8 protein-coding genes are annotated in these 13202 nt (G+C 39.0%); 3 read left to right on the forward strand and 5 right to left on the reverse strand.

Annotation, left to right across the window (positions count from 1 at the left end; all coding sequences use genetic code 11):
• Positions 1–134: 134 nt before the first annotated feature.
• Positions 135–230: a DUF6887 family protein gene (locus tag V7K85_RS36450; RefSeq protein ID WP_442940569.1), complete on the reverse strand. Its 96-nt coding sequence runs from the start codon at positions 228–230 to the stop codon at positions 135–137.
• Positions 231–575: 345 nt separating this feature from the next.
• Between V7K85_RS36450 and V7K85_RS10270 the strand changes: the two genes are divergently transcribed.
• Both V7K85_RS10270 and V7K85_RS10275 read left to right on the forward strand, forming a co-directional pair.
• A complete protein-coding gene (locus V7K85_RS10270; RefSeq protein WP_334813260.1) occupies positions 576–2372 on the forward strand; it encodes an alpha/beta hydrolase in 1797 nt (598 codons plus the stop codon).
• A 747-nt stretch (positions 2373–3119) separates the two neighbouring features.
• Positions 3120–3326, forward strand: a complete 207-nt coding sequence (locus V7K85_RS10275; RefSeq protein WP_229498956.1) for a glycogen debranching protein — start codon at positions 3120–3122, stop codon at positions 3324–3326.
• Here the strand turns inward: V7K85_RS10275 and V7K85_RS10280 are convergent.
• Complete coding sequence (locus tag V7K85_RS10280; RefSeq protein WP_334813262.1) at positions 3323–3514, reverse strand: hypothetical protein; 192 nt, start codon at positions 3512–3514, stop codon at positions 3323–3325. The two genes, V7K85_RS10275 and V7K85_RS10280, sit on opposite strands and share 4 nt — an antisense overlap.
• Positions 3515–3800: 286 nt before the next feature.
• On the opposite strand from V7K85_RS10280, the gene V7K85_RS10285 reads away from it, so the two are divergent.
• Positions 3801–4358, forward strand: coding sequence for a methylmalonic aciduria and homocystinuria type D protein (locus V7K85_RS10285; RefSeq protein WP_334813264.1), 558 nt, complete (start codon positions 3801–3803; stop codon positions 4356–4358).
• Here the strand turns inward: V7K85_RS10285 and V7K85_RS10290 are convergent, their stop codons facing one another.
• The 3 genes from V7K85_RS10290 to V7K85_RS10300 form a co-directional block, all read right to left on the reverse strand.
• On the reverse strand, positions 4359–10355 hold the full coding sequence (locus V7K85_RS10290) for an nSTAND1 domain-containing NTPase (RefSeq protein ID WP_334813266.1): 5997 nt from the start codon (positions 10353–10355) through the stop codon (positions 4359–4361). It abuts the gene before it with no gap.
• A gap of 4 nt (positions 10356–10359) precedes the next feature.
• Positions 10360–11739 (reverse strand): P-loop NTPase fold protein, encoded by a 1380-nt coding sequence (locus V7K85_RS10295; protein WP_442940570.1) that lies wholly within the window; start codon positions 11737–11739, stop codon positions 10360–10362.
• A gap of 425 nt (positions 11740–12164) precedes the next feature.
• Positions 12165–13184, reverse strand: coding sequence for a potassium channel family protein (locus tag V7K85_RS10300; protein ID WP_334798010.1), 1020 nt, complete (start codon positions 13182–13184; stop codon positions 12165–12167).
• Positions 13185–13202: the final 18 nt, after the last annotated feature.

The following is a 13202-nucleotide window of genomic DNA, read 5'->3' on the forward strand; positions in this document are numbered from 1 at the left end:
TCTCCTGGCTCAGAACTGCTGCGAATACGCTCAATGAACTTATGATAATTTTCTAAATCCTGTTATGACTGTAACGGTGGCATTTCAATCCAATTACCTTCAACATGCAGCTTATCCACATAAGCGTAGAAGGCTTACTGATCTTCCCGATGAGCAAGAACGTAATCATGTAACTCTTTCTGACTCATTGCATGAAAATTAGGCTTGCTCATCCTATATATAAGACTCATATCTGATTTTTGAATGAGATTTCAGATCAAACCGCGATCAAACGGGCTTTTCAGTCTCAGGATGTTTTCATAAATAAAATCGGAGTCCTATATCTCCCTTTACTATTAGGGTATATCTCTATAATATTTTCCTCATCTGCCAAGAAATTTTATCAATTAATTTTACCAATCCAGCAATACTCTAAGGAAAAATACGATTTCAAAAATATTTTTTATCCAGATAAATTAACTTTTTTAAATTTTATTTTTATAATTAATTCGACTTAATGTAATATTTAAGCAATTTCTAGCTGCTAATTCTCACTAAATAACTGTTTTCGTTTTCATAAGAAGATATTCAAATATATGTCAAATCCAGAATCAGCATATACCATTGAGGTTCTTGAAAAAGGTATTTATTCTAAAGTACCTGGCTATTATGTAAAAAGTACTGCAACTATTAATGTTGAAGATCCACCTGAACCTCAACAGCATAATGATAGTGTATATATAAAGAAAATTGCTGAGTATCTCATTAATAGCGATCAACCGGAATTAGTCTTCCATATACATGGCTATGCTAATTCTGAAGAAGATGCTAAAAACCGCTATAATAAAGCCTGCAAATATGCAAATTCACAAGATTCAGGACTTACACCTGACAATCGCAATTGTGTATTTATTGGCTATCGCTGGCCTACTGAAAGTCCTTTAGTTCAAACTGGAAATTCCTTAGAATCACTACCAAGTTTAATTGTGGGAATATTAATCACTTCCCTTGTATTTAGTTTAATAGCTATTATATTAACACTCTGGACAAATACTGCATCGAATTTTATTTTCAAATCTCTGTTAATTATTCTCCTTGCATCTGGGCTTGGAGTTTGGATAACACACATAGCAAAAGCAACAGATTCTTTACGCATCATCCCGAATGGATTATTATTGGTTTTTTTTGCTTGGTTGTTTGGTGCAATTTTCAGTCTATTTGTCAAAAATCCTTATCCGTGGCTAATATTTGTCATCGTTTTCTTCGTATTGTTGACCGGTATAATTTTAGCACTAATCATGCTTCGTGTGACATCTTACCCTCGCGATCGCTTTCGGGCTAGTAATTATGGTGTAGTAGATTTAGTAAGATTCTTCCAAGATTTACAAAAGGAAATATTAGATAAATATCCCAATAATAAAAATAGGGAAAACAGTAGAATAAAAGTATCATTTATTGCTCATAGCTTAGGTTGTGAAGTAGCAACTCAGACGATTCGTATTCTCTCTGATGTATTTGACCCTCAGGCACTTAATGAGAAAGCTTCTTCTAAAATTGGTGATGTATTTAAACTAGGAAGATTGGTGCTTGTTGCACCAGATATTCCTGTGGAATCGATTTTAACTTCTAGGGCTAATTTTCTTAAATCTTCGTTGAAGCGTTGTGAAGAAGCCTATATATTTTCTAACGAAGCTGATTTAGCATTACGCTTGGCTTCACCCGCTGCTAATTATTTTAGTTTTCCGACTAAAACTAGGGATAGAGGGTATAAATTAGGTAACGTAACTGTTGATAAGAAAAAATCGTTACCAAAAGATTATGGTATAGTGAATTGTCAGAATGCCGATTTTACTAACCCTGCTCCTCCTTCTGAATATCTGGAAATCCGAGCATCCTCAAACGAGCGTAAAAGTTTACATTGCCTGAATAATAACGTTCCACTTCACGAGAAGGCTATTGCAGACTCTTTTACATATTTTGATTGCACTGATTATACTGATTGCACTGATACAGAAAGATCAAAGAGAGGAATTCTCAGTTTCTCCAAGAAACAATCTGCTCTCAATTTTTGGGACTATGTTCAATTGTGTGGAGCGTACTTTTTTAAATTTCCCTGGTATATCAACGTACATGGAGGATATTTGGAGGGCGAATTTTGTCAACTCCTAATTAATGAACTTGCTTTTCTTGGTTATAAGGGACTACTTAAGAGATATTCAGATTCTATACACCAACAGACAGGCTCAAATCAGTCTGATGAATTGTTACTTAATTCAAAATTTTCTGAAGATTGTAAAAGCAAATATATTCAAGTTCTGCTTGCAACTCGTAAAACTCCGTTTGCTCAAGGCGAATCCGCAAAAGGACAAATCCAAACAATTCGCATAACTTGAAAATGTATAACTTTGGCTTTCCTCCAGATGGAACCCATGAGATAATGTATCATCAGGTCTATTGCAGTCCCGCCGCAGGCTATTCGGCGTCGCAAATATGCGAGTAAATTAGGGTTATATGAAGGGTCTGAAACGACGAAATTTCATAATCCACATTATGGTTAATTTGTACAGTGCGTAAGTCCGATAAATTAGCCCTTTCAAGGTGGGTAAAAATGTTAGTCGAAAAACCTCTTTTTAACTTCTTACCTCTGTGTCGCGCCAGTTGCTTCTCAAGACAGGAGACGCTGCGCGTAGCAAGATCTCCGTAGGGGTACAAGTCGGGGAACCGCATCGCCCTTGGCGTCTCCCCTTGGGAGAAGGGCGCACTGGCTTCTCTGTGCCTTTGTGGTTAAATAAATTACTTTTAAACCGCAGAGTCACAGAGAGCGTTGAGAAAAAATAAGAGATTTTACGAGTCACCTTGAAAGGGCTAGTCCGATAAATTTAGGCGATGCACTGAGCTTGCCCGCTCGCCGAAGTGGGCTTGTACCTTTTTCTTTATAGTCAGAGGTGCTACAGCTTTATCGCCTTGATAATGTAATTAGTGCTGTCCCTAATGAAGCGAAACTAGGTAATGTAAATTAGTAATCGGTAATTGGGATTAGTTCACTACTTGTTACCGATTTTGCTATCCAATTTTCAACTCTAATAGTGTTCTAAAATAACGAATAGCTTTTTTCGCTAAAGTTTTTGAGGGAATACTCTATGACTATTTGGGTAAATGAGCAAATTGATCCGTCTGGAATGATTCATGCCTGTATTGCCACTTGTAATGAATCTCAAGCCAAAGATTGTCATGATTCCTTTGAGAATAATTTGACCGAGACGCAAAAGGCAGCAGGTTGGGTAGCGCAATTGCGGACAGTCGATTCTTGGGATGAAGTGCCGGTGAATTCTTTAAAACTCAATTAATTGGGTGCAATGGAAAGTATGCTGCATCGGTTAGCCATTTCCAAAGAGACAAGATTACCTTTGTTTTTTCTGCTTGCCTTTGGCAAAACTCCAACGCGCTTTGCCTCACCAAATGCCTGTTTAATCCTGCTTTGCTGACAGTTAGACCATTTTGGTTTGAGATGCAAATCGTCTGAGATGGAGGTCATTATTTGGTTTTGATCGAACAGATTTCAGGAGCGTAGGTGTAGCCCGCCGTAGGCATCGCTTGTTTACCACAGGCTGCACCTATGCTAATGCCTAGAGCGATCGCAGCAAATCCCATTAGAAAAGGTTAATGAAGGATAAAATTCGGATTAAAATTCTCAAATTATTAACAACTGCTTCCAAAAAAAGTAATATATTAAAGAAAATTGATGATTTTTTGGAACTTTTAAGAGTTATCATCTATACCGTAGATTAAATCAAAAAATTTGCCAAAACCGAATCAATTTAGTGAACTATCCCAGAGTTTACACTTCGGAGCAAGCCTGTCCCATTAATTTAGTTGACGAAAGGGGACAAGCGGTTCAAATTTCAATTCATGCTCCCAGTCAATATATCTGTGCCAACTGCGAACGGATATTACCAGATTGGAAACGGCAGCCATTTTTACGAGTAGTGATTGTCTTACAGCAATCGCGTTATCAATTAGTCGAAAAGACAGCAGAAGTAGAGACAGAGAAAGAACGCTTGCGAGAAAAGTTTATGAGATTTGGCTGCGATTTAGCATTTAATCTGCGTGATCGCAGCTATTTAACAGACTTGATCGATCCTCGTACAGGCTATCCTTTACTGTCTCATCCCGGAGCAATTCCCCATGATGACACAGCAGTTGTCAAAGCTTTGCTCAACTATCCAGTGATTAAAAATCGTTGCCGTGTGCTAGTGCATCCCGACTGGGGTGCAGCAGTTTATCCTAGCATTTTGATATCAGAAGCTCCCCCAATTGCGATCGAATGGGTTACAAAAGGTATAGCAGGTATGCATGGGTGGAAAGAAATTGATCAATAGTCAAGGGTCAAGTGTTGAAATATTGCTTGATTTCTGAGTGAGAATATCATCGCATAGATGGCGATCGCTCTCGTTTGTATTTTCGTTACTATTCAGATAATCCCGCGCCAAATTACAACCTCGTTGTAGAAGTTCATCTAAATCAAAATCCCATAATGCAACTGTGTCATTACTAGCAGCAGCTATACTTTTACCATCAGGACTAAAACTCACATCTCCTCTCCCAAGACGTTGGTAAGTACTGAGTAATTCACCGTCTTCAACATTCCAAAGCTTGATTGTTTTCTCTATAGCTGAGGCAATCATTTTACTATCATGACTGAAACTAATACTACTTACCTGATCGGTTTCTGAAAGTGGCTTATAATTAATAAGAGTGCCATCCAACTTCCAAAGCTTAATCTTTTTATCATCACTAGCTGAAGCAATCATCTTACCATCTGGGCTAAAAATTACACGGTTCACTTTACTTTCATGCTGTATAGGTGTTTTGGTTGTGATTAGTGTACCATCACTCCGCCAAAGTTTGATAGTTTTGTCACTAGCTGAAGCAATAATATTACCATCTGGGCTAAAACTAACGCTATTGACTTCATCGCTATGTGGTATGTTCTTAATCAGAGTCCCATCGTCTCTCCAGATTTTAACAGTTTTATCTTTACTAGCTGAAGCGATCGTCTTACCATCAGGGCTAATACTCACACTGTTGATTACATCCTGATGTTGAGGAAAAGTTTTTATCAACTGTACTTCTCTACCCGGCTCGTTTGGAATTTGCCAGAGTTTTACAGTGTCACGAACTCCAACAATAGCTATTGTCTCGTTATTAGAAAGAAAGTTTATATTACTGATTCGATTTATATCCGGCTTTTTTTTCAAAGGTAGCAGATATTTAATTTCTTTACCATCAATATGCCAGAGTTTTACTTCATTATCATCAGCATAGCTTGCTAAGGTTTTACCATCTGAAGAGAATCTGAGATTTTTGACTGGACTTTCGTTTTTATTGAGGATAGGAATTAATTTGCCATCCTGCCAAAATCGTAGGCCATTACTATCGCTATAAGTAACCAATATTTGGTAATCTACACTATAAACCGCGTCTGAGGTATCAATAGTTTGAATTACAGTACCATCAATCCTTCGGACTTGTATATGGGTTTGATATTCAATTCCTATTGTCTGAAGATCAGAACTGAAAACTATGTTACTTATGACCTCATCCACCTTACCATAAATGCTACTTTGGGTATAAAAACTTGCAATTTTAGTGCCATCAATCTTCCATAATTGTATGTAGGTGCTATATTGAATGCCTATTGTCTGACTATCAGAGCTGAAAACTATTTTTTCTATACTCTCCTGGTTTTTTCCTGGAAGTATTTTCCAGGGTATACCATTAATCTTCCATAGTTGCACCATGTTTTCTTTATTATCTAGATTGCGAATGGCTAGTGTTTCTCCATCAGGACTGAAATCGATTTTTATCAAATTACTACCCTGTTCTGGGATAGTGTGAATTGATTCGTTATCTCGTTGCACGAATTTCAAAGTATTATCCCCGTCTAAAATGACAAGGCTTTTGCCATTATGACTTAAACCCATACTCTCAATAGAATCGGTGTGGTCTTTCAGAGTTTTTATCTCTTTACCACTATTTCGTTTCCAAAGTTTGATAGTTTTATCTTTGCTAGCTGTAGCAATGGTTTGTCCATCATTGCTGAAACTGATTTTGTAAACCGTATCCTTATGTCCTGTAAGAGTTGAGATTAGCTTCCCATCACTTCCAAATAATCTCACACTATAGTTATTGTTATTAATGAGAGCAATAGTTTTCCCATCGGGGCTAAAACTTCCGTCGATAACCTTTCCCTCAAGAGTGTTTACAACAGTACCATCACGCCGCCGCAGTTGAAGCATACTGTCTTTACTTGCAGATGCAAGTATCTGACTATCTTTGCTAAAACTAACTGCCGAATTACTACCTGGGAGAGTGGTGAGTAGGATTTTACTATCACGTTGCCAAAGTTGTACCCTGTTCTTCTCACTAGTGGAGGCAATTATTTGACCGTTTGGGCTAAAACTAACGGTTTTAACTAGACTATTATCAGAGGTTTGGAATTTACTACGTTCAATATTCCACAATTTTACTGTGTAGTCATTACTCCCTGAAGCAAGCATCTTACCATTTGGACTCAAACTTAAGCTAGTGACAAATTGCGTATGTCCGTTGAGGAATTCAGCGCTATCGTTAATGTGATCTGACGAAGATACTTGAATGCTACTACTACGAAGTGAAAAGAAAGCTAAAATTTGAGTTTCAGGGCTAAATTTCATATTATCACGCAAAAGTAATACATTATTAATCAAATTACTACTGCTATGCCACAGCTTTAAGCTGCCCCATCCAAAAGGATTAATGCTTTTACCGTCATTGCTTAACTTAACACCAATAATGTCGTCAATATCGTTGCTGTTCAACTGAAAGTTTTTACTGCTTTTAGCATCAATATCCCATACTTGTACGAGTTTATTGCTATTTATAGAAATAATCTTTTTTTGATCGCGACTAAAAATAAATTTTATAATTTCACCTTCATAATCTTTAAATTCTTTAATTAATTTATCATGATTATTCCAGAGCTTTAGAGTTCCGGTTTGACTAAGCCAAGCAATCATCTGTCCATCAGGACTAAAACTGATCATAGTAATAAGTTCGTGATCATTTTTAATATTTTTGCTTGCTTGAGCTTGAATATTTTGAGGTTTTTGAATCGAATTTATATGGTTAAAAATATTTTGTTTTTTATCATTACTGGCAGTAACCTTATTTTTATCATCCTGAAAAGTATTGATATTCGTGGGAATTTCTGCACCGTCAATTTTCCAGAGCTTCACAGTTCCATTCCTAGTGCCAGCAACAATCATTTTGCTATCTGGGCTGAAACTAAGACTGGTAACGCTATTGGGGTGTTTAATAGGCTTTCCAAATTTTCTGCCATCAGAATGCCACACTATTATTGTTTTGTCATCACTACCAGAGGCAATAAACCTGCCATCAGGACTAAAACTAACGGTGTTAACAGCACCGCTATGTCCTTCTAATGTATTGCTTTCTCTAATTCCATAACTTGCTGATTGTAAAGCTGCAACTACCTGATTCCTAGTATTATCTTTAATTCCAAATTTCCAAAAGTTCCACCACTGTAATTGCTTCCCTGCCTTTATACCTTGTATCAGTGCCTTCATATCTTGAGAAGCAGCTAAACGCCCGTCTGAAACTGCGCTAATGGCCTTTATCTCAGAATTATTGCCATTAATAAATGCCACGAAAGAAACGATCGCAAACCCACTAGCTACGACCGTTAATCCTGCCAGTCCAATTCCAGCTCTCAGTGCATCTCGTAGCTGCTTTTGCAGAACCCTATTAAGTTCTTCTTGAGTGCGCTGTTGCTGTTCTTCTGCTTCTTTGATTTTTGCCAGCAATTCTACGCTGCGTTGTTGGCGGATGAAAGGCACTAAATAATCATGCACCAATTGATAGCGGTTAGCTGGAGTTTCTAGTACCCGAAACACCAACCCTGAACCCACTAAAATCTCTAGCACCAAATCTAAATTTTGTGCCTCTGTTGCTAAATCTTTTTCTAATTCAGCGCGAGTCTTGAGAGGGCGAGTGTTATTTTCATTTGTCAGCAAATACAATACTAACTGGGCAGCGCGTTCATTTTCAAAGCCACAATCTTTAACGACTTCTTCTAAAAATCGCTCTACCAATTTTTCTTTTAACCAGTGTTTCCTATACTGCTCTAATGTTGTAATTTTCTCTGTTTGCAGTTGTGCCCCGATCACCTGCAATTCAATAGGACGTACTTCTCGCAACTCTCTTGCTAAATCTTCTACCAACGCATCTATCAAATCAGGTGCTAGGTAAAATTGAGAGTTTTCAGTGAAGCTTTGAATTACAGATTTGGCGACTGATGGTGAAAAATTACCCAAGTAGTACAATATATTCTTATCTAAAATGTCGTCGTCAATGATTGGTAATTCTGTGGTGCGACTCCACTCTAATAAGTAATATAGATAATCCTGTCTGAGTAATAAGATAACTTTTACATAGGAAATATTTAGACAATCGCGCAAAAAATCATAAAATGGTCGTCTGCTAGCTTGGTCTTTGTAAGTAAAGAAAAACTCTTCAAACTGGTCAAAAATTAGGACTGTCAACAGATTACGATTTTCGTTTTGCTGTAACTGTTCGATAATCGCTGCTGATGTTTCAACTGGTGCAGACAACCGGAGGCCTCTCACTTCCTCCAGTTTTTCTGCCACAAGCCTGCCACATTCCTTCTCCCAAGCAGTATAAACTTGTACTAAAATTGGTAGAGTTTCTCGTCCATCAAATGGGGTAAGTTGTAGGACTGGGAATAACCCAGCCTGCACAATCGAACTTTTACCTACTCCCGATTGTCCGTAAATTACAGTGAGTTTACAATCTGTTCTCCCAATGCGATGCAGTAGGCTTTTAATATCCTGCTGTCGCCCAAAAGCTGCTACAACTTCCCCAGCTATCTCTTTTGATTGTGGATTGGGTGAGTTGTCTAGGCTAATTACCTGTCGTCGTGGCTGCAAACGTCCCGCTCCGATAAAAGCTCGAAACCCATATTGGCTCTCTATCTGACGCTGCTTTTGCTTCAGATGAAATGCTTGTTTATATTGTTTTTGTTCAAAGTAAAGGCTATGCAAATCTTCCAAAATCTGAATATAAAGCAGCGGATTATATTGAGGCTGACTTTCATTACTAGCTGTTTCTAAAGTATTAACAGCTTCATTAATTTGCCCCAAATTTCGCAAGCTTTTCGCTAAAAAAAAGTGATATTGTCCCTGTTCTTGTGGTAGAAAATTAGGGATTTTTTCTAATATTTCTAAAGCTTTGTGAGCCAGTTCATGGGCATCATTCCAGCGTGACTGTTCTAGGGCAACTTCCGCTAAAAAGCCATAATCTTGAGCAACTTGGTTGGGTATGTCATAGTTTTGATGCAGTTTCAGTGCTTTGTGAGCCAGTTTATGTAATTCTTCCCAAGCTTTTAAACGGCGCAAAACTTCCCCAAGTTGACTAATATGTTTAGCAACTAATTCGGGATGTTGAGTCCGTTCAAAAATCTCTAGGCTTTGCTGGAAATAACTTCTCGTTTCTTCCCAATAAGTTTGATTTTTTGTGCGCTGCTGTTCGGCTTTGCTGTAATATGTTAAGGCGATATTCAGTAGTAATATTCCTTGGCGATCTAAATGGTTATTTTGTTGCCAATAAGTCAAGCTTTGCTGATAATGTGCGATCGCTAAATCTAGCCGATTATTTCTATAGTCCAGCAAGCCCAACATAAATGCCAAACTAGCTTGGAGTTCTGGATCTGATTGTTGTTGATCACTAGCTAAATCCTGTTGTACAGCTTCTAGGTCGTAACCATCTAAAGTAAAGTCAGTATTACCAGTAAAGGCTTGCTCTGCCTTTTGGCGTAAGGAATTGACCATATCATCGGGTGCAATGGTAAATTGAATCGGTGGACTAGCCCAGCTATTGAAATCTGGTGCCAACCGCCCCAATTTATGCAGTATTGTATCTGTGACCCACAATATTATCGGGAAAGCAAAATCGCTCTTGAATTTATCTCGCGCCTTATTAGCAGCAACAAGTAGATCATCGAGTCCTTGAACTGACTCTAAACCCAAAACCATCAAAGCGGCTGGCGGCTGATTTTCTACTTGGTGCAGGATGCTGCTATAAAGTTTTGTGGTAGATGACGGTAGGACTAATTCGGCAAAATTAACAGTGCATTCTCGGCGTAACCTTTGGAGTATCTGCTCTCGAAAGCTAGTGTAATTACACCGCACCAAAATGAAGGAAAATCGTCTTTGAGTTAGTTTGAGTGTGCGTGCCAATGTTTGCAGCGATCGCTCATTATCTGGCAAGATATTTTCTAGTCGGTCTGATTTAGCCATAATCTCATTTCCTTAGCTGCTGCCATAACTTAAATTTTGCCGTTTCTGTCAAAAGCGGATTGAGAGCAAACCAGCGCCCTTGACTATCCTGATATTCAAAGACGAACAGGCTACGCAACAGGGTTTGGTATTCTTTGTCTCCCTTGACTCTTTGCTCTTGTACTACCTGAAACAGCAAATCCCATTCTTGATCATCAACGGAAAGTGTGAGGCGATCGCGGGCGTCCCGAATTACAGTTTCTAGGATACTCCGAGAAATTGGCGGGTCTACTTCCTGCAGACAACGAAACAGCATTCCTAGCAAATTTCGTACATGACCACCACTAACGCTACATAACCGATATAAAGTATCAGGAGAATCAAAAACTTTTGTAGTTAATCCTAGTCGTTCCTGTGGCTGAATATCCGGAAAGGCTCTGGCCAGAACCATCTGCTGCAATAGTTGCATTCCTTCAAAATACTCAGATCCATCTCTGAGTTGCACTGGAATCATCGGCAAAACTTTTGGTTCAACTCCACCACCCAAGCGGTTTTTCAGCACTTCGCACTCATTAGAAAAAATCAACGATAGCGGTAAAGTATAAACCAAATGGCAATTTAGTTTGCGTAACTGTTCCCCCCGTTCAATAAAAAGATATTCTGGTAGCGATCGCCCTGATGAAGTGGGTCGATTGTCTATTCGATCCAGATTATCAATAATCACCACCAGTCCTTTTTGACCACGTTGCTTTAGTTGCTCAGTCGCAACTTTGATAATCTCTTCGTTAATAAACTGCAAAATTCTATTTGTTTGCGGTTCCAAATACTGTCTTAATTTAGAACGTAATTTGGGACTATCTTTCGTTTTCGCGGTGATTTTGCCAATACCTGCTGGGAGAGAAAATTCTAATTGACCCTCAGTGCTGCCCTTGATTTTAGCTCCTAGCAACTCAGTTTCAGCCGACACTACTACTGGTGTTTGCAAAAACTCCCATACGCTATCGAGGAAAGATTTAAAACCTTGGGGTTGCAAAGTAATGTTAATCTGCTCTAAACTTTCACCTACCCGACGGGCGATCGCCAGCATGATATCTGTAATATCTACGTCTGTTTCATCCAAATCTTTGGTAGACTCAAAGTAGACTACATGAAACCCCTCACTTTGTAACTCCGTTTTCAACCGCGATAACTCAGTAGATTTACCACAACCAATATGTCCGGTAAATAACTGGCAGGTGGGTTTATTAGGGGATAATCGGATGATGGTTCGCTTCAGGGCATCGATAATTTTTCCACCCCGCACAGCAGCAAAGTCAATATAGTACAGTTTATCCTCTGAATTAGCCAAGACTAATGTTCTACTGGGATCGCAGGCATCAAAGAACCTCTGTAAATTCAAGTTCATGATAATTTTTACGTTTTATTTATGACTAACTGAATACAGATCGAATCCCAATACGGTTCGGTTAAGGCAAGAGACGCGATAAATCGCCGTCTCTAGGAAGGATTGATTATTGACAGCGATTTATCGCGTCTTTGTGATCTAGAATTTTCTATCAAAAAACCTTAACTGAACCGTATTGGGTCGAATCCAACCTCACCACAGAACAATTCGTTAACAGTGAACTCGAAAAATCTAGGCTGGCTCTCCGTAATTATACCAGGTTTATTCTGATGTAGAATTTAATTAATAGTTGCAAATGTTAAGGAAATTCAGGGTTACTCAAAGTGAAATAAAAAGGCGTAGGCGAAGCCCGCCGTTCGCGTAGCGTCTCGTAGAGAAGGCATCGCCAAAAAAATAAATTCTTTTGATCAATCCCTAAGTACTTATCAGTTATTATTTTTAGGTTTACGCAATTTCTGAGAACCGATTGGGCCGAGAATTTGGTTAAGGTCACGCAACTGTTCGGCTGTACCCATGCCAATTAGCCGATCTCCTGACATTAAAACTGTATCACCGGTAGGACCACCGATTAAAGTCCCATCAAGGCGGCGAATTGCCAGAACTAATGCCCCAGTTTGCGATCGCAATCTCGCTTTTTGTAAAGTTTGACCAACAAAAGGACAAAAAATCGGATCGAGTAAAAATTCTTCCATATACAATTGGCGGTCTGCACCTGTCAAAATCCCGTCTACAAAGTCCAATACTTGGGGTCTGAGAGCCGCAGCAGCCATGCGCTTCCCACCTGTTATATAGGGGGATATCACCTCATCTGCACCACCGCGTTGTAACTTCTGCAAAGCTTCTTCTGTACTTGCGCGGGCGATCGCTCGAATTCCTGTATTTAGTGTCTTTGCTGATAAAACAATATATAAATTTTCGGCATCTGAAGGAAGTGCTGCAACGATACAAGTCGCTCTTTCAATACCAACTTTCAAAAGTGTGTCATCTAGGGTAGCGTCACCTTGGTATGCCGTGTAACCTTCCAACTGCGCCCTTTGTATAGATTCCATCTCCGAATCAATCACCACAAAAAGTACACCTTCTGCCCGAAATTCCTTAGCAATTTGACGACCAGTCCGACTAAATCCACAGATGATGTAATGTTCTGATAGGGATTCCATTAACCGCCTCTGCTGTTGTAGCCGAATTCCTTCTTGAAAGTAGCCTTGAATGATCGCTTCTGTAAATCTGTTGACAATGTAACCGATATTCATTACACCCAACAAAATCAGGGCAATTGTAAACAATCGTCCTCGGCTACCCATTGGGTGGATCTCTCCATATCCCACAGTCGCTAAAGTGATGACTGTCATGTAAGCCGCGTCTTCCCATGACCAGCCCTCCACTAACCAATACCACAAAGTGCCAATGACGAAAACACCGCCCAGAGCGATCGCCCCAGCCATTAATTCCTTTTGGATACG

This window comes from Nostoc sp. (assembly GCF_036917615.1).
GTDB lineage: Bacteria > Cyanobacteriota > Cyanobacteriia > Cyanobacteriales > Nostocaceae > Nostoc.